At 41.3% G+C, this 23,970-nt stretch carries 21 protein-coding genes; 20 read left to right on the top strand and 1 reads right to left on the bottom strand.

Annotated elements, in window-relative coordinates; genetic code table 11:
* Positions 1 to 34 precede the first annotated feature (34 nt).
* From M594_RS03455 to M594_RS03485, 7 genes are all read left to right on the top strand, one after another.
* Positions 35 to 913, top strand: a complete 879-nt coding sequence (locus M594_RS03455; RefSeq protein ID WP_173875980.1) for a phosphate ABC transporter substrate-binding protein PstS family protein — start codon at positions 35 to 37, stop codon at positions 911 to 913.
* Positions 913 to 1,830 carry a phosphate ABC transporter permease subunit PstC gene (gene pstC / locus M594_RS03460; RefSeq protein WP_001070903.1) on the top strand — a complete coding sequence of 306 codons (918 nt, stop codon included), beginning with the start codon at positions 913 to 915 and terminating at the stop codon, positions 1,828 to 1,830. The genes M594_RS03455 and pstC overlap by 1 nt, the downstream gene beginning before the upstream one ends.
* Complete coding sequence (gene pstA / locus M594_RS03465) at positions 1,820 to 2,704, top strand: phosphate ABC transporter permease PstA (RefSeq protein WP_000543046.1); 885 nt, start codon at positions 1,820 to 1,822, stop codon at positions 2,702 to 2,704. The genes pstC and pstA overlap by 11 nt, the downstream gene beginning before the upstream one ends.
* 10 nt (positions 2,705 to 2,714) lie before the next feature.
* Positions 2,715 to 3,518 carry a phosphate ABC transporter ATP-binding protein PstB gene (gene pstB, locus M594_RS03470; protein WP_020900241.1) on the top strand — a complete coding sequence of 268 codons (804 nt, stop codon included), beginning with the start codon at positions 2,715 to 2,717 and terminating at the stop codon, positions 3,516 to 3,518.
* Between the two features lie 12 nt (positions 3,519 to 3,530).
* Positions 3,531 to 4,289 carry a phosphate ABC transporter ATP-binding protein PstB gene (pstB, locus tag M594_RS03475; protein WP_000133484.1) on the top strand — a complete coding sequence of 253 codons (759 nt, stop codon included), beginning with the start codon at positions 3,531 to 3,533 and terminating at the stop codon, positions 4,287 to 4,289.
* 11 nt (positions 4,290 to 4,300) lie between these two features.
* Positions 4,301 to 4,954 (top strand): phosphate signaling complex protein PhoU, encoded by a 654-nt coding sequence (gene phoU / locus M594_RS03480; protein ID WP_000946460.1) that lies wholly within the window; start codon positions 4,301 to 4,303, stop codon positions 4,952 to 4,954.
* Positions 4,955 to 5,111: 157 nt separating this feature from the next.
* Complete coding sequence (locus M594_RS03485; protein WP_153198746.1) at positions 5,112 to 5,927, top strand: ABC transporter substrate-binding protein; 816 nt, start codon at positions 5,112 to 5,114, stop codon at positions 5,925 to 5,927.
* Positions 5,928 to 5,947: 20 nt separating this feature from the next.
* Here the strand turns inward: M594_RS03485 and M594_RS03490 are convergent, their stop codons facing one another.
* A complete protein-coding gene (locus tag M594_RS03490; protein WP_173875981.1) occupies positions 5,948 to 7,219 on the bottom strand; it encodes a PLP-dependent aminotransferase family protein in 1,272 nt (423 codons plus the stop codon).
* A gap of 294 nt (positions 7,220 to 7,513) precedes the next feature.
* Here M594_RS03490 and budA point away from each other — a divergent pair, with 294 nt between their 5' ends.
* From budA to alaS, 13 genes are all read left to right on the top strand, one after another.
* Positions 7,514 to 8,245, top strand: coding sequence for an acetolactate decarboxylase (budA, locus tag M594_RS03495; RefSeq protein ID WP_000360311.1), 732 nt, complete (start codon positions 7,514 to 7,516; stop codon positions 8,243 to 8,245).
* 9 nt (positions 8,246 to 8,254) lie between these two features.
* Positions 8,255 to 9,007 carry a YhfC family intramembrane metalloprotease gene (locus M594_RS03500; RefSeq protein ID WP_045611274.1) on the top strand — a complete coding sequence of 251 codons (753 nt, stop codon included), beginning with the start codon at positions 8,255 to 8,257 and terminating at the stop codon, positions 9,005 to 9,007.
* A gap of 110 nt (positions 9,008 to 9,117) precedes the next feature.
* Entirely contained in the window at positions 9,118 to 10,023 is a 906-nt protein-coding gene (gene murB, locus M594_RS03505; protein ID WP_173875982.1) for a UDP-N-acetylmuramate dehydrogenase, read from the top strand.
* Positions 10,024 to 10,182: 159 nt separating this feature from the next.
* The gene (locus M594_RS03510) at positions 10,183 to 11,340 is read left to right on the top strand and encodes an ABC transporter ATP-binding protein (RefSeq protein ID WP_173875983.1); all 1,158 of its coding nucleotides are present in this window, start codon (positions 10,183 to 10,185) and stop codon (positions 11,338 to 11,340) included.
* Entirely contained in the window at positions 11,321 to 12,127 is an 807-nt protein-coding gene (locus tag M594_RS03515) for an ABC transporter permease (protein ID WP_000753801.1), read from the top strand. Before M594_RS03510 ends, M594_RS03515 begins: the two co-directional genes overlap by 20 nt.
* Complete coding sequence (locus tag M594_RS03520) at positions 12,124 to 12,897, top strand: ABC transporter permease (RefSeq protein WP_125442884.1); 774 nt, start codon at positions 12,124 to 12,126, stop codon at positions 12,895 to 12,897. The genes M594_RS03515 and M594_RS03520 overlap by 4 nt, the downstream gene beginning before the upstream one ends.
* Positions 12,894 to 13,964, top strand: a complete 1,071-nt coding sequence (locus M594_RS03525; protein ID WP_023946326.1) for an ABC transporter substrate-binding protein — start codon at positions 12,894 to 12,896, stop codon at positions 13,962 to 13,964. The genes M594_RS03520 and M594_RS03525 overlap by 4 nt, the downstream gene beginning before the upstream one ends.
* Before the next feature lie 263 nt (positions 13,965 to 14,227).
* On the top strand, positions 14,228 to 17,020 hold the full coding sequence (locus tag M594_RS03530; protein ID WP_001085249.1) for a class I SAM-dependent DNA methyltransferase: 2,793 nt from the start codon (positions 14,228 to 14,230) through the stop codon (positions 17,018 to 17,020).
* A complete protein-coding gene (locus M594_RS03535; RefSeq protein WP_023946332.1) occupies positions 17,017 to 18,948 on the top strand; it encodes a DEAD/DEAH box helicase in 1,932 nt (643 codons plus the stop codon). The genes M594_RS03530 and M594_RS03535 overlap by 4 nt, the downstream gene beginning before the upstream one ends.
* Positions 18,941 to 20,086, top strand: a complete 1,146-nt coding sequence (locus tag M594_RS03540) for a GIY-YIG nuclease family protein (protein WP_000997679.1) — start codon at positions 18,941 to 18,943, stop codon at positions 20,084 to 20,086. The genes M594_RS03535 and M594_RS03540 overlap by 8 nt, the downstream gene beginning before the upstream one ends.
* Positions 20,087 to 20,158: 72 nt before the next feature.
* A complete protein-coding gene (locus tag M594_RS03545) occupies positions 20,159 to 20,464 on the top strand; it encodes a hypothetical protein (protein WP_000429946.1) in 306 nt (101 codons plus the stop codon).
* A 366-nt stretch (positions 20,465 to 20,830) separates the two neighbouring features.
* The gene (locus tag M594_RS03550) at positions 20,831 to 21,316 is read left to right on the top strand and encodes an LURP-one-related/scramblase family protein (RefSeq protein ID WP_173875984.1); all 486 of its coding nucleotides are present in this window, start codon (positions 20,831 to 20,833) and stop codon (positions 21,314 to 21,316) included.
* A gap of 21 nt (positions 21,317 to 21,337) precedes the next feature.
* Entirely contained in the window at positions 21,338 to 23,956 is a 2,619-nt protein-coding gene (gene alaS, locus M594_RS03555) for an alanine--tRNA ligase (RefSeq protein ID WP_173875985.1), read from the top strand.
* Positions 23,957 to 23,970 lie beyond the last annotated feature (14 nt).

Raw genomic sequence — 23,970 nt, forward strand, 5'->3', positions numbered from 1 at the left:
ACAGCATTCACCATTATTTTCAAGGAGAAAAACAGTGAAAAAAAGGAAAAAACTCGCTCTATCCCTTGTGGCTCTTTTGCTAGCAGGTTCTTTGGCGGGATGTGCTAGCTGGATTGATCGTGGAGAATCCATGACGGCTGTTGGCTCAACGGCTCTTCAGCCCTTGGTCGAAGCAGCAGCAGATGAATTTGGCTCTATGCACGTTGGAAAAACAGTCAACATCCAAGGTGGAGGATCTGGTACAGGTCTGTCTCAGGTTCAGTCTGGAGCCGTTGATGTAGGAAATTCAGACGTATTTGCCGAGGAAAAAGACGGTATCAACGCCTCCGCTCTAGTGGACCACAAGGTTGCCGTAGCGGGCTTGGCAGTCATTGTAAATAAGGAAGTTGACGTTGAAAATCTGACAACTGAACAACTCCGTAGCATCTTCACAGGTCAAGTGACCAACTGGAAAGAAGTCGGTGGGAAAGACCTAGCCATTTCCATTATCAACCGCGCGGCAAGTTCGGGTTCACGTGCAACCTTTGATAGTGTTATCATGGATGGTCAGTCTGCCGTGCAGAGTCAAGAACAGGATTCAAATGGGATGGTTAAAAACATTGTTTCCCAGACACCAGGAGCCATTTCTTACCTAGCCTTTGCCTATGTGGATGACTCAGTTAAACGCATGAAGTTGAACGGCTATGAGCCGATTGCAGAAAATGTTACAAGCAATAACTGGCCTTTGTGGTCTTATGAACACATGTACACCCTAGGTCAGCCAAACGAATTGGTGGCAGAATTCCTCAACTTTGTCCTCTCTGATGAAGCGCAAAGCGGAATCGTTAAGGGGATGGGCTATATTTCTGTTAAGGAAATGAAGGTTGAAAAAGATGCTGTAGGAACGGTGACAGCACTAGAAGGGAGTCAATAATGAATCAAGAAGAATTAGCTAAAAAATTACTTTCTCCCTCAAAGAACTCTCGTCTAGAGAAACTAGGGAAAGGCTTGACCTTTGCCTGTCTGTCTTTGATTGTCATCATTGTGGCTATGATTTTGATTTTCGTAGCCCAAAAAGGTTTGTCGACCTTCTTTGTCAATGGGGTCAATATCTTTGATTTCCTCTTTGGCCAAACTTGGAATCCTTCAGGTAAACAATTTGGTGCCCTTCCTATGATTTTAGGTTCCTTTATTGTCACAATCCTATCAGCCCTTATCGCAACTCCTTTTGCCATTGGTGCGGCAGTCTTTATGACCGAAGTTTCACCAAAAGGTGCTAGAATCTTGCAACCAGCTATTGAATTGCTTGTCGGAATTCCTTCAGTCGTGTATGGATTTATCGGTTTGCAAGTCGTAGTTCCTTTTGTCCGTAGTGTCTTTGGTGGAACTGGTTTTGGAATCTTGTCAGGGATTTTCGTTCTCTTTGTCATGATTTTACCGACAGTAACCTTTATGACAACGGACAGCTTGCGTGCGGTGCCTCGTCACTACCGCGAAGCTAGTTTGGCTATGGGGGCCACTCGTTGGCAAACCATCTGGCGCGTGACCTTGAAGGCAGCGCGTTCAGGGATTTTCACTGCAGTGGTCTTTGGGATGGCGCGTGCCTTTGGTGAGGCCTTGGCCATTCAGATGGTAGTCGGAAACTCAGCCGTTGTCCCAACTTCACTAACAACACCTGCAGCAACCTTGACTTCTGTTTTGACCATGGGTATTGGAAATACCGTTATGGGAACCGTTGACAATAACGTTCTCTGGTCACTGGCCTTAGTCTTGCTCTTGATGAGTTTGGCCTTCAACAGTGTGATTAAATTGATTACGAAAGAAAGAGGAAAGAAAAACTATGCACGCTAAGAAATTAGATAAAATTGCAACAGCTGTCCTCTACTCGATTGCAGGGATTATCGTTGCCATCTTGGCATCCTTGATTCTTTATATCTTGGTTCGTGGTTTGCCCCACATCTCTTGGTCTTTCTTGACTGGCAAATCCTCTTCTTACCAAGCAGGCGGAGGGATTGGAATTCAGCTCTATAATTCCTTCTTCCTTTTGGTCATCACCTTGATTATCTCTGTTCCTTTATCTATGGGAGCTGGGATTTTCCTAGCTGAATATGCTAAAAAAGGTCCTGTGACCAATTTTGTCAGAACCTGTATTGAAATCTTGTCTTCACTGCCATCAGTGGTTGTGGGTCTCTTTGGTTACTTGATCTTTGTAGTTCAGTTTGAGTATGGATTTTCAATTATTTCAGGTGCCTTGGCCTTGACAGTCTTTAACTTGCCTCAGATGACTCGTAATGTCGAGGACAGTTTGAAACACGTTCACCATACGCAACGTGAGGCTGGTCTGGCCCTTGGGATTTCTCGTTGGGAGACAGTTGTCCATGTAGTCATTCCAGAAGCTCTTCCAGGTATTGTGACTGGGGTCGTCTTAGCTTCTGGTCGTATCTTTGGTGAGGCTGCGGCTCTTATCTATACAGCAGGACAATCCGCTCCAGCCCTAGACTGGTCTAACTGGAATATTCTCAGTGTAACTAGCCCAATCTCTATCTTCCGTCAAGCAGAAACCTTAGCTGTCCATATTTGGAAAGTCAATAGTGAAGGAACCATTCCAGATGGAACCATTGTATCAGCAGGTTCTGCAGCCGTGCTCCTCATCTTTATCCTCATCTTTAACTTTGGAGCCCGCAAACTCGGAAGCTACCTACATAAGAAATTAACCGCTGCCTAAAGGAGAAGCCATGTCAAAATATAATTGGGATGAAAAGCATATCATCACCTTTCCTGAAGAGAAAGTGGCCCTCTCTACTAAGGATTTACATGTTTACTACGGTAAAAAAGAATCCATCAAGGGCATCGATATGCAATTTGAAAAGAATAAAATTACAGCCTTAATTGGCCCATCTGGATCAGGGAAATCAACCTACCTCCGCAGTCTCAACCGTATGAATGATACCATTGATATTGCTAAGGTAACAGGTCAAATTCTCTATCAAGGGATTGATGTCAACCGTCCAGAAATCAATGTCTATGAGATGCGTAAGCACATTGGAATGGTCTTCCAACGACCAAATCCCTTTGCCAAGTCTATCTACCGTAACATCACTTTTGCCCATGAACGTGCAGGAGTTAAGGACAAGCAAGTCTTGGATGAAATTGTGGAAACCTCTCTTCGTCAGGCTGCCCTCTGGGATCAGGTCAAAGACGATTTGCACAAGTCAGCCTTGACCCTATCTGGTGGTCAGCAGCAACGTCTCTGTATCGCTCGTGCTATCTCTGTTAAACCAGATATCCTCTTGATGGATGAGCCGGCGTCAGCCTTGGATCCGATTGCGACAGCCCAGCTGGAAGAAACCATGTTGGAATTGAAGAAAGACTTCACCATCATCATCGTGACCCACAGTATGCAGCAGGCTGCGCGTGCTAGTGATTACACAGGATTTTTCTACTTGGGTGACTTGATAGAGTACGATAAGACCTCTAATATTTTCCAAAATGCTAAACTACAGTCAACCAATGACTACGTAACAGGACACTTTGGATAGAAAGGAAACAGTATGACAGAAGCGATTTTACAGGTATCAGACCTGTCCGTTTACTACAATCAAAAAAAGGCCTTGAATAGTGTTTCCCTATCTTTCCAACCTAAGGAAATTACAGCCTTAATTGGTCCATCTGGATCAGGGAAGTCAACTCTTCTCAAGGCTATCAACCGTATGGGGGATCTCAATCCAGAGGTAACCACAACTGGTTCAGTAGTTTACAACGGCCACAACATTTACAGTCCGCGTACAGATACAGTTGAATTGCGGAAGGAAATCGGGATGGTTTTCCAACAACCAAACCCCTTCCCTATGTCTATCTACGAAAACGTTGTTTATGGGCTTCGTATCAATGGAGTGAAGGACAAGCAAGTTCTGGATGAAGCAGTAGAAAAAGCCTTGCAACGAGCTTCCATCTGGGATGAGGTCAAGGATCGCCTACATGATTCAGCTATCGGGCTTTCAGGTGGACAACAGCAACGTGTTTGTGTTGCCCGTGTCTTGGCAACCAGTCCTAAAATCATTCTCTTGGATGAACCGACTTCAGCCTTGGACCCTATATCTGCTGGGAAGATTGAGGAAACCTTGTATGGTCTAAAAGATAAATACACCATGCTCTTGGTTACGCGTTCCATGCAACAAGCCTCTCGTATCTCTGACAAGACAGGATTTTTCCTAGATGGAGATTTAATTGAGTTTAACGATACCAAGAAGATGTTCCTCAACCCACAACACAAGGAAACAGAAGATTATATTTCAGGAAAATTTGGATAAGGAGATAAATGATGTTACGTTCTCAATTTGAGGAAGATTTAGAGAAATTGCACAACCAGTTCTATGCTATGGGACAAGAAGTGCTATCTCAAATCAATCGGACAGTGCGTGCCTTTGTTACGCATGACCGTGATTTGGCCAAGGAAGTCATCGAAGACGATGCAGAAGTAAACGAATACGAAGTGAAATTGGAAAAGAAATCATTTGAAATGATTGCCCTTCAACAACCCGTTTCTCAGGACTTGCGTACAGTTCTAACAGTCTTGAAGGCTGTATCTGACTTGGAACGTATGGGTGACCATGCCGTTTCCATTGCAAGAGCAGCCATTCGTATGAAGGGGGAGCAACGCATCCCAGCTGTTGAAGAAGAAATCAAGAGAATGGGTCGCGATGTCAAGAACTTCGTTGAAGCAGCCCTTGAACTTTATCTCAATGGTTCAGTTGACCAGGCCTATGAAGTAGCAGCCATGGATGAAAAAATCAACCATTACTTTGATAGCATTCGTGATTTGGCCACAGAAGAAATTAAGAAAAATCCAGATGCTATCGTTACAGGTCGTGATTACTTCCAAGTGATTGCTTTCTTGGAACGCATTGGAGACTATGCCAAGAATATCTGTGAATGGGTTGTTTACTTTGAAACAGGTAAGATTGTTGAACTATAAAACAGATTTATTCTGTATAAAAAGGAGCTTGAAATCAATAGATAGCTCCTTTTATTGAATGAAAAAAATATTTTTAAGATAAAAATTCAAAAAATACTTGACAAGTATCTTGAACGGCGTTATAATTATACAAAATCAACAGAGAGGTTGTTTATTTATGAAATCAAAAAAATGGATATTTGTTTTATGTAGTTTTCTTGCAAGTTTCTTCTTAGTAGCTTGTCAGTCGGGTTCTAATGAGTCTCAGTCAGCTGTTGAGGCCATTAAGCAAAAGGGGAAATTAGTTGTGGCGACTAGTCCTGACTATGCACCTTTTGAATTTCAGTCTTTAGTTGACGGGAAAAATCAGGTAGTCGGTGCGGATATTGACATGGCCCAAGCTATCGCAGATGAACTTGGGGTGAAGTTGGAAATTTCAAGCATGAGTTTTGACAATGTCTTGACCAGTCTTCAAACTGGGAAGGCTGACCTAGCGGTTGCAGGAATTAGCGCTACTGATGAGAGAAAAGAAGTCTTTGATTTTTCAATCCCTTACTATGAAAACAAGATTAGTTTCTTGGTTCGTAAGGCTGATGTAGAAAAATACAAGGATTTAACTAGCCTAGAAAGTGCCAATATTGCGGCCCAAAAAGGGACTGTTCCAGAATCAATGGTCAAGGAACAATTGCCAAAAGCGCAATTAACTTCCCTAACCAATATGGGTGAAGCTGTTAATGAATTACAGGTTGGAAAAGTAGATGCCGTTCATATGGATGAGCCTGTTGCTCTTAGCTATGCTGCTAAAAATGCCGACCTAGCTGTCGCAACTGTCAGCTTGAAGATGAAGGACGGCGAAGCCAACGCAGTTGCCCTTAGAAAAAATAGTGCTGATTTGAAAGAAGTGGTGGACAAGGTCATCCAAAAACTCAAGGATGAAGGAACTTACCAAAGCTATCTTGAAAAAGCGGCAACCCTAACAGAAGTTGAACAATAAGAAAAAAGCAGAGTTGGATGTCATTCCAATTCTGCTTTTAAATAGTTTAAAACCTTTTCCAGATTGTCTAAGGACACCTTAGCAAATTGATAAGGGCAGGCATCCAAGTATGCCTCTTCAAAGAAGTCTAAGCCCAGTTGGCTGTGTTTGAGACTAGCAATTTTAGGATAATGTCTTAGGTCTAGTAATAAACCATCGTGTAGGGGAAAGTAAGGAAGGGGACAAGGAGTTTTAGCTAGTCTTTCCTCGATTTGTTTTTGGTAAGCTTCCTGATTGGATAAGCGAGCCAGACGATTTTTTTCAAATAATTGACTGTCAATATAGAGTGACAGGGCCTTTTGCATAATGAGGTTGCTGTCGTAGTCTAGGATATTTTTGTAGGCCACAAAGGCTTCCTTGATAGCATTTGGAAGGATGAGTGCTGTTATCCGCAAGGCTGGAAAGAGGCTGGTTGAGAAGGACTTGATGTAAATGACCCGCTCCTCTGTATCCAGATAGTGGAAGGTCTGGCCCTTCTTGGAGTCCAAATCCCCCAGATAGTCGTCCTCTACGATATAGACACCGTACTTGGCAGCTAAGTCAAGAATAGCCCGTTTGTCCTGCTCTGAATAGGAATGTCCCAGAGGATAGTGAAAACGAGGAATGGTATAGAAAAACTTAATTTGTCCTGTTTTGAAGTGGCCTTCCAGTTCCTCCAAGTCAATTCCATCAATGCCTCGTTCAATCGTTTGATAGTCCAGACCTTGAGCAATCAAGAGGCGATTCATCCGATGGTAGGTCGGCTGTTCCACCAAGATTTCCTTGGCTTGGCTAGGAAAGGAAATTTGAGAAAGGATAAACAAGGCTTGCTGGGTTCCAGAAGTCAATACCAACTGGTCTGCCTTGCAGTAGAGAGCTTGGTCAAAGAGGAGTTTATGAATGGATTGTCTTAAGTCTTCTAATCCTTCTTGGTTGTCATAGTAGTTGAAGAGGTAGTTTTCCCGACCAATCAAGGTTTCATTGATACAGAGTCGGAAATCGTCATAGGCACTGGCATGTTCGTCAGTGACTTCAATTTCTAGATCCTGGTGTTGCCCTTGTTCTAGGACATAGTAACCACTCTGGGGCTTGGCATAGAGGTATTGTTCGTGCCGTAATTCCAGCAGGGCTCGTTGAATGGTGTCCTTGCTACAGTGAAAGTCAAGGCTCAGTTGACGGATAGAAGGCAGGCGACTTCCCGTTGGAAAACGTCCAGACTCGATACCGTTTTTCAGATAGGAAACAACCTCTTGGTACTTGCTTTGTTTCTTCATTCCAGACCTCCCTTGATTTTGTTACATTGTACCTTTTTTTTTCCTTCTTGGCAATGTCCAGAGTGTTTCTATCGTTCACATCTAGGGGCAAATGTGGTATACTTAGGAGTAACATTTATAGAATAATACTCTTCGAAAATCTCTTCAAACCACGTCAGCTTCGCCTTGCCGTAGATATATGTAACTGACTTCGTCAGTCTTATCTACAACCTCAAAGCAGTGCTTTGAGCAGCCTGCGGCTCGCTTCCTAGTTTGCTCTTTGATTTTCATTGAGTATAACAGACAAGAAAGAGAATGGATAAGAACGTGCAGGAACCAGTGAAATTATTTCAATACAATACCCTTGGAGCCTTGATGGCAGGCCTTTATGGTGGTACCATGACAGTAGGAGAATTGCTAGAGCATGGTGACCTTGGTTTGGGAACCTTGGATTCCATTGATGGGGAATTGATTGTCTTAGATGGCAAGGCTTATCAGGCCAAAGGATCAGGAGAGCAACCGGAAATTGTAGAAGTGTCACCAGATGCCCTTATTCCTTACGCAGCAGTGGTACCGCATCAGGCAGAGGTCATTTTCCGCCAGCGCTTTGAGATGACAGACAAGGAATTGGAAGAACGAATTGAGTCTTATTATGATGGGGAAAATCTTTTCCGCTCAATCAAGATTCGTGGGGAGTTTTCGCATATGCATGTGCGCATGATTCCCAAGTCGACACCAGATACCAAGTTTGCTGATGTCGCAACCCATCAACCTGAGTATAGTCGTGACAATGTGGCGGGAACTATCGTTGGTTTCTGGACGCCAGAGATTTTCCATGGAGTCAGTGTGGCAGGCTACCATCTGCACTTCATTTCAGATGATTTGACCTTCGGTGGTCATGTCATGGACTTTGTCATCAAGGAAGGGATTATTGAGGTGGGAGCTGTTGACCAATTGGATCAACGTTTCCCAGTCCAAGACCGTCAATACTTGTTTGCTAAGTTCAATGTTGACGAGATGAAAAAAGATATTGAAAAGGCGGAATAGGAGAAGAAAATGACCATTCATATTATCATTACCATGGTGCTGTTGCTGGCTTTCTTGCTAGGAAGTATTTGGTATGCCAAAAAGAAATACCAGATTAATCTAGCTGTCTTGGGCTTGGGGGCTGTTGCTTTCTTTGTCTCTTCACAGATTTTAGAAAAACTGGTGCATATCTTGGTTTTACATCCTCAAAAAGACGGTAGTATTGCCCTCATGCAAGACCATCCGCTTGTCTATATCATCTATGGCCTAGCTATGGCAGCATTTTTTGAGGAAACTGCTCGTCTTATTTTCTTCAAATGGTTGGAGAAAAAGAGAAGTTTGGAAAAGGCAGATGCCTTGGCTTATGGCTTAGGGCATGGTGGCTTGGAGTTGATTTTCCTAGGTCTTACTAGTTTGATTAATCTCTACATCGTTCTCTCAGCAGTTCAAACTCAGAATCCACAGGTCATGCAATTGCTGTCTGAAAATATGTTGAAAACTATTCAGTCGCTATCAGCCTGGCAGATTTATTTGCTTGGTTTTGAGAGAATCTTGGCGCTAGGTTTCCAATTACTCTTGACTGTTTGGGTTTACCAAGCTGTTCGCCAGAAGAAATGGATTTATCTCCTAGCAGCCTATGGACTACATGCCTTCTTTGACCTAGCTCCATCTCTAGCCCAAGTTGGCTGGCTGACAAATCCAGTCTTGGTTGAAGTTGTCCTAGCACTAGAGCTCGTTCTGCTTGCCTATGGAACAAAGGCTATCTTTTGCAAAAAATCATAAAAAGAGGGGAAACCTCTTTTTTGTTTAAAATAAGCCCAAGATTTTTTTAGGGTCGTCAAATGGTCTTAAAAATGGTATAATGGAATGAATTTTGTAAAAGGAAGAGTGTCATGTCAGTAAAAGAAAAAATGATTGAAATCTTAGAAGGGATTGATATCCGTTTCAAGGAACCCTTGCATGCTTATAGTTATACAAAAGTAGGTGGAGAGGCCGATTATTTGGTCTTTCCACGAAATCGTTTTGAGTTGGCTCGCGTTGTCAAATTTGCCAATCAAGAAAGTATTCCTTGGATGGTTCTTGGAAATGCCAGCAACATCATCGTTCGTGATGGTGGAATTCGTGGATTTGTCATCTTGTGTGACAAGCTCAATAATGTTTCCGTTGATGGCTATACCATTGAAGCTGAAGCTGGTGCTAACTTGATTGAAACAACTCGCATTGCGCTTCGTCATAGTTTGACTGGTTTTGAGTTTGCTTGTGGCATTCCAGGAAGCGTTGGCGGTGCTGTCTTTATGAATGCCGGTGCCTATGGTGGCGAGATTGCCCACATCTTGCAGTCTTGTAAGGTCTTGACCAAGGATGGAGAAATCGAGACCCTGTCTGTCAAGGACTTGGCTTTTGGTTACCGTCACTCAGCCATTCAAGAGTCTGGTGCAGTTGTCTTGTCAGCTAAATTTGCCCTTGCTCCAGGAAGCCATCAGGTTATCAAGCAAGAAATGGATCGCTTGACGCATCTACGTGAACTCAAGCAACCTTTAGAATACCCATCTTGTGGTTCGGTCTTTAAGCGTCCAGTAGGGCATTTTGCAGGTCAGTTAATTTCTGAAGCTGGCTTGAAAGGCTATCGTATTGGTGGAGTAGAAGTCTCAGAAAAGCACGCAGGTTTTATGATCAATGTTGCAGATGGAACGGCCCAAGACTACGAAGACTTGATTGAGTCTGTGATTGAAAAAGTCAAGGAACACTCTGGCGTTACTCTTGAGAGAGAAGTTCGTATCTTGGGTGAAAGCAAGTAGGAAGCTGTATTTGAAAAGCTGCTGCTATGTCATGGAAAGGGGGTGAAAGCCTATCGTTAGTGCAGAAGAATGTAGGCAGTTCAATCTCCTACACGAGGTAGTAGTGGCCTGACAGAGCCCTGATCTGTTAATCTATGAAAAAGAAGGAATAAATGACAATTGAAAAAACCAATTATTGAATTCAAAAACGTCTCTAAAGTTTTTGAAGACAGCAACATCAAGGTTCTCAAAGACATCAACTTTGAGTTGGAAGAGGGGAAATTCTATACCCTTCTAGGCGCATCTGGTTCAGGAAAATCAACCATCCTAAACATTATTGCAGGTTTACTGGATGCGACGACAGGAGATATTTTGCTGGATGGTGTCCGTATCAATGACATCCCAACCAACAAGCGAGACGTCCATACGGTCTTCCAATCCTATGCCTTGTTTCCACATATGAATGTGTTTGAAAATGTTGCTTTTCCACTTCGCTTGCGTAAGATCGACAAGAAAGAAATTGAGCAACGCGTAGCGGAAGTTCTCAAGATGGTTCAGTTGGAAGGTTACGAAAAACGTTCCATTCGTAAACTCTCTGGAGGACAACGTCAGCGTGTGGCTATTGCCCGTGCCATTATCAACCAACCCCGTGTGGTTTTGTTGGACGAGCCTTTGTCAGCGTTGGACTTAAAATTACGAACAGATATGCAGTACGAACTGCGTGAACTGCAACAACGATTGGGCATTACCTTTGTCTTTGTCACTCACGATCAGGAAGAAGCCCTGGCTATGAGTGACTGGATTTTCGTTATGAATGATGGCGAGATTGTCCAGTCTGGAACACCTGTGGATATCTACGATGAGCCGATCAATCACTTTGTTGCCACCTTTATCGGTGAGTCAAATATCTTGCCAGGAACCATGATTGAGGACTACTTGGTTGAGTTTAACGGCAAACGCTTTGAAGCGGTCGATGGTGGGATGAAGCCAAATGAACCTGTTGAAGTCGTGGTTCGTCCAGAGGACTTGCGCATTACCCTTCCTGAAGAAGGCAAGCTCCAAGTTAAGGTGGATACCCAGCTCTTCCGTGGAGTTCACTATGAAATTATCGCCTATGACGAACTTGGAAATGAATGGATGATCCACTCGACTCGCAAGGCCATCGTGGGTGAGGAAATCGGTCTGGACTTTGAGCCAGAAGATATCCATATCATGCGTCTCAACGAAACCGAAGAAGAGTTCGATGCTCGTATCGAAGAATACGTGGAAATCGAAGAGCAAGAAGCAGGTCTGATCAATGCAATCGAGGAGGAAAGAGATGAAGAAAACAAGCTCTAAACTCTTTGTAGTGCCCTACATGCTCTGGATTGCCCTCTTTGTCCTAGCACCCTTGGTCTTGATTTTCGGACAATCTTTTTTCAACATTGAAGGCCAGTTTAGCTTAGAAAACTATAAATCTTACTTTGCATCACAAAACTTGACCTACCTCAAAATGAGCTTTAACTCTGTGCTTTATGCAGGAATTGTGACCTTTGTAACCCTGCTTATCAGCTATCCGACAGCCCTCTTTTTGACCCGTCTCAAGCACCGTCAACTCTGGCTTATGCTGATTATCCTGCCAACTTGGATCAATTTGCTCCTCAAGGCATATGCCTTTATTGGGATTTTTGGTCAAAATGGCTCTATTAATCAATTCTTGGAATTTATCGGAATCGGTTCACAGCAGTTGCTCTTTACCGATTTCTCCTTTATCTTTGTCGCAAGCTACATCGAGCTTCCCTTTATGATTTTGCCGATTTTCAATGTCTTGGACGATATGGATAACAATCTCATCAATGCCAGCTATGACCTCGGTGCGACCAAGTGGGAGACCTTCCGTCATGTCATCTTCCCTCTATCGATGAACGGAGTGAGAAGTGGGGTCCAATCGGTCTTTATCCCAAGTTTGAGTCTCTTCATGCTGACCCGTTTGATTGGTGGGAATCGCGTTATCACCTTGGGGACAGCCATTGAGCAGAACTTCCTGACCAATGACAACTACGGTATGGGTTCTACCATCGGTGTGATTCTCATCCTGACCATGTTCATCACCATGTGGGTGACCAAGGAAAGGAGAGAACGATGAAAAGATTTGCCAACCTTTATCTGGGACTGGTTTTTCTTGTCCTCTACCTGCCGATTTTTTACTTGATTGGCTATGCTTTTAATGCAGGTAACGACATGAATAGTTTTACAGGCTTTAGCCTGAGCCATTTTAAAACCATGTTTGGCGATGGTCGTCTCATGTTGATTGTGACTCAGACCTTTTTCTTGGCCTTCCTGTCAGCCTTGATTGCGACCATTATCGGGACTTTTGGTGCCATTTATATTTACCAATCTCGTAAGAAATACCAAGAAGCCTTTCTTTCACTCAATAATATCCTTATGGTTGCGCCTGACGTTATGATTGGTGCCAGCTTCTTGATTCTCTTTACCCAACTCAAGTTTTCACTTGGCTTTTTGACCGTTCTATCTAGTCACGTGGCCTTCTCGATTCCTATCGTGGTCTTGATGGTCTTGCCTCGACTCAAGGAAATGAACGGTGACATGATTCATGCGGCCTATGACCTTGGTGCCAGTCAATTTCAGATGTTCAAGGAAATCATGCTTCCTTACCTGACACCGTCTATCATTGCAGGTTACTTCATGGCCTTCACCTATTCGCTAGATGACTTTGCCGTGACCTTCTTCGTAACGGGAAATGGCTTTTCAACCCTGTCAGTCGAGATTTATTCTCGTGCTCGTAAGGGGATTTCGCTAGAAATCAATGCCCTGTCTGCCCTTGTATTTCTCTTTAGTATTATCCTAGTTGTTGGATATTACTTTATCTCACGTGAGAAGGAGGAGCAAGCATGAAAAAACTCTATTCATTTTTAGCAGGAATTGTAGCCATTATCCTCGTCTTGTGGGGAATTGCGACGCATTTAGATAGTAAAATCAATAGCCGAGATAGTCAAAAACTGGTTATCTACAACTGGGGGGACTATATAGATCCTGAACTCTTGACTCAGTTCACAGAAGAAACAGGAATCCAAGTCCAGTACGAGACTTTTGACTCCAATGAAGCCATGTATACCAAGATCAAGCAGGGTGGAACGACCTACGATATTGCCATTCCTAGTGAATACATGATTAACAAGATGAAGGACGAAGACCTCTTGGTACCGCTTGATTATTCAAAACTTGAAGGTCTTGAAAATATCGGACCAGAGTTTCTCAACCAGTCCTTTGACCCAGGCAATAAATTCTCTATCCCTTACTTCTGGGGAACCTTAGGAATTGTCTACAATGAAACCATGGTAGATGAGGCTCCTGAGCATTGGGACGACCTCTGGAAACCAGAGTATAAGAACTCTATCATGCTCTTTGATGGGGCGCGTGAGGTATTGGGACTGGGTCTCAACTCCCTCGGCTACAGCCTCAACTCCAAGGATACCCAGCAGTTGGAAGAAACAGTGGACAAGCTCTATAAATTGACTCCAAATATCAAGGCCATCGTTGCCGACGAGATGAAGGGTTACATGATTCAGAATAACGCTGCTATCGGAGTGACCTTCTCTGGTGAAGCCAGCCAAATGCTAGAAAAAAATGAAAACCTACGCTATGTGGTACCGACTGAGGCCAGCAACCTTTGGTTTGACAATATGGTCATTCCAAAAACCGTGAAAAACCAAGATGCCGCCTATGCCTTTATCAATTTTATGTTGAAACCTGAAAATGCTCTCAAAAATGCAGAGTATGTCGGCTATTCAACTCCAAACCTACCAGCTAAGGAACTGCTCCCAGAGGAGAAAAAAGAAGACAAGGCCTTCTATCCAGATGCTGAAACCATGAAACACCTAGAAGTTTACGAGAAATTTAACCATAAATGGACAGGCAAATACAGCGACCTCTTCCTACAGTTTAAAATGTATCGGAAGTAGGAGCTAAACGGATGAAAACGAATCAGTCAGCTGGTTCGTTTTTTAGAAAAAATAGAAATCATGGTATAATAGTTTTAGGGTGAGAGTTATTAGTATTGTTTACAGCATCTCTGAAAATTTAATTCCAAAGGAGTTCAAAATGAGTCAGACTACGCAAATGCATATATATATATATATATATAACCTAATAAAAAAATGCAAAAAATATAGATTGAAACCTACTGAAAATCCAGTAGGCTTTTTGCGTTTCTTGGAGGTATCTAATGGCTAAAAAGTTATTAAATATCACTGAGATTGAGGATAGAACCAAGGTTTTAGTAGAGAATCTTAATAAATCGACATTCATTATTGATTTTGTTTCATTGTTTGACATTACTAAAACGACCATAACAAGAGCAAGTAAAGTGGCATCTGATGATTTTATAATAAAAAACAGATTGTATTTTCGTAAAGTTGAAAATCAGCCATTACTTGCTCTGACTGAGATTGATAAAGAGTTGGATGGTCAGGTTCGTAAATCTCGATTTATTATTACAACAGATTTTCAAGAATTATATGCAAAGGATACACAGACAGGACTGACTCTAGCAATTTCTTTTAATGATTTACCAGCCCATTGTGATTTCTTCTTACCTTGGAATGGTATTGAAAAGATTGATTATGATAAGGAAAACCCTGCTGATGTAAAAGCGGCAGAGCGTTTCACCAAACTTTATGATGAACTAATTTCTATCAATCCTGAACTTGCCATTACTGAAACTGACGGTAAATCATTTAATCTATTTTTGATTCGTGTTCTTTTTCTACTATTTGCAGAAGATACAAATATCATCTCCAAGGGAGCTTTCACAAATGTTATTAAGATGAGGACATCTGAAGATGGTTCTGACTTGAATGAGTGTGTTAGAAAACTATTTACTGTTTTAGATATGCCTGAATTTAGTCGTCAGGATTTGGAGTCGTGGTTATCAGATTTTCCCTATGTAAATGGTAAGCTTTTTTCAGAGCCACATCATGACCTTATTTTCAATAAAAGAACTCGTCAATTACTCATTGAAGCAGGGGAATTGCTAAACTGGAATGAAATCAATCCAGATATTTTGGGCTCCATGATTCAAACCGTGGCAAATGCAGAAGCAAGATCAACATCGGGTATGCACTATACTAGCGTGCCCAATATTATGAAGGTCATCAAACCACTGTTTTTAGATAATTTACGAGCAGCATTTACGGAATTAGAAGAACGAGCTGACTACTATATAGGAGGTGGTGACTTTAGCGAGGAACATCGTCGCAAGGAATTGCGACAAATCTTACCTAAGTTAGAAGAGTTGCTCACTCGTATGGCCTCTATCAAGTTTTTAGACCCTGCTTGTGGTTCTGGAAATTTCCTCATCATTACTTATAAAGAACTTCGTCGTTTAGAAATTAATATCTTAATCAAACAGCGTGAAATTCGTGAATCCTTAAATGAAAAAGCTGTTTATCAAGGAGAATTGATTGCTGATGCATCTAAGATTTCTCTATCCCAATTTTCAGGAATTGAATTGGATGATTTCGCTCATGAAGTAGCAAGGTTATCCTTGTATATAGCGGAACACCAGATGAATGTGGAGATGGAAGAAGCACTTGCTGATGTCCATCCAAGGCTACTCCCCTTAAGAGAAGCTGGGAATATCGTTTGTGGGAATGCCCTAAGAATTGACTGGACAACTGTTTTGAATGCTAAGGCAGATGATGAAGTTTATATATTTGGGAATCCGCCGTATATAGGCTCTAAAAAAATGACCTTGGAACAAAAGAAGGAACTAGAAAATGTGATTTGTTCAGAAATTTCTTCTAAAAAATTAGATTATATTTCGGGATGGTTTTATAAGGCAACTCACCTTATTTATGGTAAAAATGCTCAATATGCTTTTGTAACAACAAATTCAATAAATCAAGGTGAGCAAGTTTCAATTTTGTGGAGTGTTCTTCTACAATATGGCCAAATTTCCTTTGCATATCAATCGTTTAAATGGAATAATAGCGCGGCCCATAATGCAGGGGTTACAGTTACTATCATTGGATTTTCAAATAAAAATGATAAGAAAAGAATTATATATAGTGATAAGGGAGAGAGTTATGGAAAGAATATAAATCCCTATCTAGCTTTTGCAGATGATATTATTGTATCTAATCACAATGATTCAGAGAAGTTAAATAATTTTCCAAAAATAGTCTTTGGGAATATGCCAAGAAGTAAATATCTAATACTGACAAATGATGATAAAAATCAATTAGTTCAAAGATATCCTGAAACTGAAGTGTATTTTAAAAAGTATATTGGAGCAGATGAGTATATCAATGGAAATTTTAGATATACTATTTGGATTGATCAAGATGAATATACTAAATTAGATAAGATCCAGGAATTCCATCAATTATTTGAAAATGTAAGGCAAGAACGCCTGAATTCTAAGGCTGCTGGAACAAGAGAAACTGCATCCACACCATGGAAATTTGTTCAACGTGGTGAATGGGATGATATGTTTTCTAAGGGGAAAATAGAAGGGAAGTTTCAACTGTTAGTTCCTGCTGTTACTTCAGAAGATAGAGATTATATACCAATGGGATTTGTGGGAGACGATACAATTATTTCAAATCGTTGCTATATTGTGTATGATACTCCAATTTGGCTACTTGGATGTCTTGTTTCTAAAATGCATATAAAATGGTTTCAAGCGATCGGTGGGAAATTAGAAACTCGATATAGTTATTCAGCTGGACTGGTTTATAATACATTCCCAATCCCAGAACTTTCAGATAGTCGGAAAAATATGCTTGAAGAAGCTGTTTTTGAAATGCTAGATGTTCGAGAAGAAGAAGGTGGAACCTTGGCTGAATTGTACGGTGGAGCCAATAAACCGATGAACGAACGTCTTCGTCAAGCACATGAAAAAATTGATGGTATCGTAGAACGTGCCTACCAGCAAAAGCCTTTTGAATCAGATGAAGAAAGGCTCAGTGTCTTATTGAACCTGTATAAAGAAATGACAGAAAAGGAAGCGAAATGACCTCAAATATATTTGAAATTAATTACAATGGTACAGGTGCTAGTCAATCAAATAATGCACTTGGTATGCGTGAAATGCAGGAGCGGGTATATGCTAAGAGAACTTCTCAACACTTATTGATTAAGGCGCCTCCTGCATCTGGTAAGTCGAGAGCTTTGATGTTTATTGCTCTTGATAAATTACATGCTCAAGGTCTGAAAAAAGCTATTATAGCTGTTCCAGAAAGATCTATTGGAAAATCGTTTCGTTCAACAAAATTGACAGATTATGGTTTTTACTGGGATTGGGAAGTTCTTCCCAAAAATAATTTGACTGAACAAGGGAGCAGTAAAAGTAAGGTAAAACAGTTTGTAGACTTTATGCATTCAGAGTCTCCTGATGATAGAGCTTTAATCTGTACGCATGCCACCTTGCGTTTTGCCTTTGAACAGCTAGCTGATAGTGATTTTAATGATGTTCTTCTAGCTATCGATGAATTTCATCATGTATCTCAAGATGATAATTCAGTTTTAGGAAATGCCTTAAGAAACATATTAGCCAATTCAACAGCCCATGTAGTAGCTATGACAGGGTCTTATTTCCGTGGAGATTCTGTACCCATTTTGGCACCTGAAGATGAGCAAAAATTTGATAAGGTATCCTATACTTATTATGAACAGTTGGAGGGGTACAAATATCTGAAAAGTTTTGCCATGGGTTATAACTTTTATCGTGGTCGTTACACAGATGCCTTGCACGAAGTACTGGACACGAGTAAGAAAACTATCATTCATATTCCCAATGTAAACTCAGGTGAATCAACCAAGGATAAGTATGATGAAGTTGACCGAATTTTAGATGAACTAGGGCAAGCAGTTCCAGATCCTAAGACTGGATTATGGTTAGTTACTGAGGAAACAGGTCGTGTATTGAAAGTTGCAGACCTTGTCATAGAAGAAGGACGTGAAAAAGTACAGGATTACCTAAACAAAATGACCAGTTTAGATGATCTCGATATCATTATCGCACTTGGTATGGCTAAAGAAGGTTTTGACTGGCCTTATGCTGAGTATGCTTTGACGATTGGCTATCGTCAGTCGCTAACAGAAATTGTTCAGATTATAGGTCGAGTAACACGCGATAGTTCCAATAAGTCACACGCTCAATTTACCAATCTCATTTCTCAACCAGATGCTCAAGATGATGAAGTTTTCTTTGCTGTGAATAATGTTATGAAGGCCATTACAGCTAGTCTATTGATGGAGTCTGTTTTAGCGCCAAATTTCAAGTTCAAACGAAAAGACCGAGAAGACCAGAAATCTTCTGGTGCCGAAATATTCGTTAAAGGCTTAAAAGAGCCTAGTACACAGAGAACAAAGGATATCATAGAAAATGATTTGAATGACTTACGTGCTAGTATATTGCAAGAACCGCGTATCCAAACTGCAATTGCTGCGGGAACGGATGCAGAAGTCATTAATAAGCAGATGATTCCAGCCATCATTAAACAAATCTATCCTGACTTAAGTGGGGCTGAAGTTGAAGAAGTTCGTCAACAGTTTATTAGTCAATCGGTAGTTCAATCAGCTGAACGGAAAGAGGGAGTAGGGCAAACAGACTTTCTAAAAATGGCAGATAAATTTGTGAATATTGATGAGTTATCTATTGATTTAATTGATCAGATTAATCCTTTCCAGAGAGCTTACGAAGTTATATCACGTGAAATTGATGCTCCGACTCTGCGTCTAATACAAGACTATATGGATGGTCAGAAGATGGAGTTTTCTGAAGAAGAACTGTTAATTCTTTATCCTCAAATTAAGCAATTTTTAAATGAAAATGGTCGTCATCCAGATAAATCAAGTCACGATAAGTACGAACAGAGACTTGCGTATGCTTTGTTACAATTGTCTCAGATGAAGCTGAAGATGGAGAGCGGTAATGAATGATTTCAAAAACTTAAATGACATTTTTAATGATTCTGATTTTGAACATTTAATAGCTCCTTTAAAACCTATGAAAAAAATAGTTATAGATCACGAAGTGGAGAAATTTTTAGAAATCATAGATTGGGTGAGAGAAAATAATGGGCAAGAGCCACAAAAGTCTAGAAATATTAAAGAACGCAGTTTATTTTCTCGATTGAATGGTATTAGAAAATCTCCTGATAGCATCCGAAAGTTAGAACCTTATGATGAATTTGGGCTACTAAAAATAGATATAGTTGAGTCCGAGCCCCCTATTTCAAGTCCTGCTAGTTTAACAGATATTTTATCAGATGAATTGTTTGAGTCAGTGAATAGTGCTGAGAAATCTTTATTTGATGTCTCACGTTATAAACGAACGATTCAAGCGCGGGATAAAACACGAACACGTAAACGGATGGGAAATTTTGAAGATTATCAGGGATTATTTACTCGTGTTCATGATGAAATTAGTGAAGGTCGTCGTCAAGTCAGAAAGTCTGATGTGATAAAAGAAAAAGAAATTAAACCTGATATGTTCTATGTGGATAATGGAGTAATGGTTTATGTTGTTTCTAAAGGAGAAGACTTCACTGATAAGAATGGTTATACTAATGCTGAACTTCATCTCGTATATGAAAATGGTACAGAAAATAAGAAGGCCTTACTCCGCTCTTTTGTATCTAATCTGCACGATAGAACGCGCCATGGACGAATGGTAACAGAATTGATAGAAGATGTGATGACTGGTATCAGTCCAAGCGAACGAATTACAACTGGATATATCTATGTAGTAAAATCCTTGAGTAGCCATCCTCAAATTGCCAACATCCGTAATCTCTATAAAATCGGTTTTACACAGGATCGAATTGAAAAACGGTTAGCAAATGCAGAAAGAGAAGGAACCTATCTTTATGCTCCTGTCCGTTTAGTAGCTAGTTTTGAGGTTCAAAATTTCAGCGCTCGAAAATTAGAAACGACTCTTCATCATTATTTTGCAGACAAGCAGTTAGATATGGAATTAATAGCACCAAATGGAGAGAGCTTTGTCCCTAAAGAATGGTTTCTAGTATCGCTAGATGAGATCCAAGAAGTGATTGAAAAAGTTAGCTTAATGATCTAGTGGGATAAGGGAGTATTTTTCCCCCTTTGGATTTAAGAAAACACAAAACAGAAAGAAAAGGAATATACTAACATGGAAAACAATAATACAAATTATAAAATCTTTAAATTCTTGGGAATTGCTGTGGTGCTGTTTTATGCTTTTATCTTTATTGGTAGTAGTTTTTCTACTGCTGGGGTAAAAGATGCACCACAAATTGAGTATAAAAGCGACTATATGAACCAGAAAGTGGAACTGAAAGACGCTGAGGTATTGGGCAAGTTTTGGAATGATGAAGGGCACTATCTCGTAGTGTATGACGAAGACACAAAATCCCCAAAATTATTCAAGATAAGCTACTCTGAGTGGAATCTTATCAGTATAGGGGGTACATACTAAACAGCGCTGGAGGGCTATGCTAGATAGAAAGGTTTTAGAAATAAATTAAATATTACTACTTACATTTCGAAACTAGTAGTTAAATTTTTAAAAGGTCTTCACTCCTACCTCACTACTATTAGTTAAGATGATTTCCAGTTGACGCAAGCTTAAAAAAACGATATAATAAGAAAGTTGAGATTTGATTTTCAGTTGTCTTAGTCCAGAGAAATGGCGGTGCTGCGAGCCATCTAAGCTAGAAAGTCATGCTACTCAATCATACAATTGCATAAGAATAAGAGAATGACAAGTTCATTGAATGAAGGTGGTACCGCGGTTTTTCGCCCTTCGTGATATGAGCTTGTCTTTTAATTTTTGGAGGTGTTGATGAAAACATTTCTTGTCAAACAAAAGTTTCGTCTTGGAGGCGAACGCTTCGCTATCAAGGATGACAGGGGAGAAATCGCCTATCAGGTGGAGGGATCATTTTTTAAGATTCCCAAAACTTTTACCATCTATGATGCGGCTGGTGAACAGGTCAGTCAGATTAGTAAAGAAATCTTGACCTTGCTCCCTCGTTTTGAGATTCAGCTTCAGGATGGCTCGAGTTTTGTCATTCGTAAGAAGTTGACCTTCTGGCGAGATAAGTATGAGTTTGATAATCTAGGTCTTCGTATCGAGGGCAATATCTGGGATTTGGATTTCAAATTGCTGGATGATCGCGATCAGCTGATTGCGGAAATTAAGAAGGACCTCTTCCATCTGACCTCTACCTATACCGTAACGGTTCTTGAGGACGCTTATGCAGACCTAGTCATTTCCCTCTGCGTCGCGATTGACTATGTGGAGATGCTGGAAAGCCAATCACATTAAACAAGTAAATAAGGAGACAATATGAAACAACTATCTAGTGCACAAGTACGCCAAATGTGGCTTGATTTCTGGGCGACCAAAGGTCACTCAGTAGAACCATCAGTGAGTTTGGTTCCTGTAAATGACCCAACTCTTTTGTGGATCAACTCTGGGGTAGCAACGCTTAAGAAATACTTTGATGGGACTATTATCCCAGAAAATCCACGTATTACCAATGCCCAAAAGGCCATCCGTACCAACGACATCGAAAACGTAGGGAAGACTGCACGTCACCATACCATGTTTGAAATGTTGGGGAACTTCTCTATCGGTGATTACTTCCGTGACGAAGCCATCACTTGGGCTTATGAGCTTTTGACAAGCCCAGAATGGTTTGACTTCCCAGCTGAGAAACTTTACATGACCTACTATCCAGATGATAAAGATTCATACAACCGCTGGATTGAAGTGGGAGTGGATCCAAGTCACTTGATTCCAATCGAGGACAACTTTTGGGAAATCGGTGCGGGACCTTCTGGACCGGACACAGAGATTTTCTTTGACCGTGGAGAAGCTTTTGACCCAGAAAATATCGGTCTTCGCCTTCTTGCAGAAGATATCGAAAACGACCGTTATATCGAAATCTGGAACATCGTTTTGTCACAATTTAACGCAGACCCTTCCGTTCCTCGTAGCGAATACAAGGAATTGCCACACAAGAATATTGATACGGGCGCTGGTTTGGAGCGTTTGGTGGCCGTTATCCAAGGGGCTAAGACCAACTTTGAAACGGACCTCTTCATGCCGATCATCCGTGAAGTGGAGAAATTGTCTGGTAAGGTTTATGACCAAGATGGCGATAACATGAGCTTTAAGGTTATCGCTGACCACATCCGTTCACTTTCATTTGCTATCGGTGATGGTGCCCTTCCAGGAAATGAAGGTCGTGGTTATGTCCTTCGTCGTTTGCTCCGTCGTGCTTCTATGCATGGTCAAAAATTGGGTATCAACGAGCCTTTCCTTTACAAACTAGTTCCAACCGTTGGAAAAATCATGGAAAGCTACTACCCAGAAGTGCTTGAAAAACGTGACTTTATCGAAAAAATCGTTAAGAGCGAAGAAGAATCATTTGCCCGTACCCTTCACTCAGGTCAACACTTTGCCCAAGGCATTGTAGCTGACTTGAAAGAAAAAGGTCAATCTGTCATTGCTGGTTCAGATGTATTTAAACTTTACGACACTTATGGATTCCCAGTTGAATTGACTGAAGAAATCGCTGAAGAAGCTGGGATGACTGTAGACCGTGAAGGATTTGAAGCAGCCATGAAAGAACAGCAAGAACGCGCGCGTGCCTCAGCTGTCAAGGGTGGCTCAATGGGGATGCAAAATGAAACCCTTCAAAACATCACTGTAGAAAGTGTCTTCAACTACAATGCTAGCCAATTGCCTTCTAAGTTGGTGGCTATCGTAGCGGATAATGCAGAAGTAGAAGCTGTAGCAGAAGGAATTGCCTCTCTTATCTTTGCAGAAACACCATTCTACGCTGAAATGGGTGGACAGGTCGCTGACCACGGACAAATCTTGGATGAGTCAGGTAAGGTCGTGGCTACTGTGACCAATGTTCAAAAAGCACCAAACGGACAAGCACTTCACACGGTTGAAGTTCTTGCACCTCTTGCCTTGAACCAAGAATATACCTTGGCAATTGATACAAATCGTCGTCACCGTGTTATGAAAAACCACACTGCGACTCACTTGCTTCACGCTGCCCTTCATAATATCCTTGGAAACCATGCAACACAAGCAGGATCTCTTAACGAAGTCGAATTCCTTCGCTTTGACTTTACTCATTTCCAAGCTGTGACTGCTGAAGAATTGCGTGCCATTGAACAGCAAGTCAACGAGAAAATCTGGGAAGCTCTTGAAGTTAAGACAGTTGAAACGGATATTGATACTGCTAAAGAAATGGGAGCTATGGCTCTCTTTGGTGAGAAATACGGCAAGGAAGTTCGTGTTGTTACTATCGGTGACTACTCTATCGAGCTTTGTGGTGGTACCCACGTTGGCAACACTTCTGAGATTGGACTCTTCAAGATTGTCAAAGAAGAAGGTATCGGATCAGGAACTCGCCGTATTTTAGCAGTGACTGGTAAGGAAGCTTTTGAAGCCTACCGCGAACAAGAAGATGCTCTTAAAGCTGTCGCAGCAACCTTGAAAGCACCTCAAGTCAAGGAAGTACCTCACAAGGTGGAAGGACTCCAAGAACAACTTCGTCAACTTCAAAAAGAAAATGCTGAGTTGAAAGAAAAAGCCGCAGCAGCTGCCGCAGGTGATATCTTCAAGGATGTTAAGGAAGTCAACGGTCACCGTTACATTGCTAGTCAAGTGTCTGTATCAGATGCAGGTGCCCTTCGTACCTTTGCAGATAACTGGAAACAAAAAGACTACTCTGATGTGCTTGTCCTAGTTGCAGCTATTGGTGACAAGGTCAATGTCCTTGTCGCAAGCAAGACAAAAGACCTTCATGCAGGAAACCTTGTCAAAGAATTGGCACCAATCGTCGATGGACGTGGTGGTGGTAAACCAGACATGGCCATGGCAGGAGGAAGCAACCAAGCTAAGATCCAAGAATTGTTGGATGCCGTAGCAGGTAAATTGTAAGAAAACAAAGATCT

The sequence above is a fragment of the Streptococcus mitis genome (genome assembly GCF_013305725.1).
Taxonomy (GTDB): domain Bacteria; phylum Bacillota; class Bacilli; order Lactobacillales; family Streptococcaceae; genus Streptococcus; species Streptococcus mitis_BO.

Bases quoted from the DNA above. Each gene is read 5' to 3' on its own strand.
- M594_RS03550 (WP_173875984.1), top strand. From the start codon at position 20,831: ATGAAAACATTTCTTGTCAAACAAAAGTTTCGTCTTGGAGGCGAACGC.
- M594_RS03530 (WP_001085249.1), top strand. From the start codon at position 14,228: ATGGCTAAAAAGTTATTAAATATCACTGAGATTGAGGATAGAACCAAG.
- M594_RS03485 (WP_153198746.1), top strand. From the start codon at position 5,112: ATGAAATCAAAAAAATGGATATTTGTTTTATGTAGTTTTCTTGCAAGT.
- alaS (WP_173875985.1), top strand. From the start codon at position 21,338: ATGAAACAACTATCTAGTGCACAAGTACGCCAAATGTGGCTTGATTTC.
- M594_RS03540 (WP_000997679.1), top strand. From the start codon at position 18,941: ATGAATGATTTCAAAAACTTAAATGACATTTTTAATGATTCTGATTTT.
- M594_RS03525 (WP_023946326.1), top strand. From the start codon at position 12,894: ATGAAAAAACTCTATTCATTTTTAGCAGGAATTGTAGCCATTATCCTC.
- budA (WP_000360311.1), top strand. From the start codon at position 7,514: ATGGATAAGAACGTGCAGGAACCAGTGAAATTATTTCAATACAATACC.
- phoU (WP_000946460.1), top strand. From the start codon at position 4,301: ATGTTACGTTCTCAATTTGAGGAAGATTTAGAGAAATTGCACAACCAG.
- M594_RS03515 (WP_000753801.1), top strand. From the start codon at position 11,321: ATGAAGAAAACAAGCTCTAAACTCTTTGTAGTGCCCTACATGCTCTGG.
- M594_RS03520 (WP_125442884.1), top strand. From the start codon at position 12,124: ATGAAAAGATTTGCCAACCTTTATCTGGGACTGGTTTTTCTTGTCCTC.
- murB (WP_173875982.1), top strand. From the start codon at position 9,118: ATGTCAGTAAAAGAAAAAATGATTGAAATCTTAGAAGGGATTGATATC.
- M594_RS03535 (WP_023946332.1), top strand. From the start codon at position 17,017: ATGACCTCAAATATATTTGAAATTAATTACAATGGTACAGGTGCTAGT.
- pstB (WP_020900241.1), top strand. From the start codon at position 2,715: ATGTCAAAATATAATTGGGATGAAAAGCATATCATCACCTTTCCTGAA.
- pstB (WP_000133484.1), top strand. From the start codon at position 3,531: ATGACAGAAGCGATTTTACAGGTATCAGACCTGTCCGTTTACTACAAT.
- M594_RS03500 (WP_045611274.1), top strand. From the start codon at position 8,255: ATGACCATTCATATTATCATTACCATGGTGCTGTTGCTGGCTTTCTTG.
- M594_RS03490 (WP_173875981.1), bottom strand. From the start codon at position 7,219: ATGAAGAAACAAAGCAAGTACCAAGAGGTTGTTTCCTATCTGAAAAAC.
- pstA (WP_000543046.1), top strand. From the start codon at position 1,820: ATGCACGCTAAGAAATTAGATAAAATTGCAACAGCTGTCCTCTACTCG.
- pstC (WP_001070903.1), top strand. From the start codon at position 913: ATGAATCAAGAAGAATTAGCTAAAAAATTACTTTCTCCCTCAAAGAAC.
- M594_RS03545 (WP_000429946.1), top strand. From the start codon at position 20,159: ATGGAAAACAATAATACAAATTATAAAATCTTTAAATTCTTGGGAATT.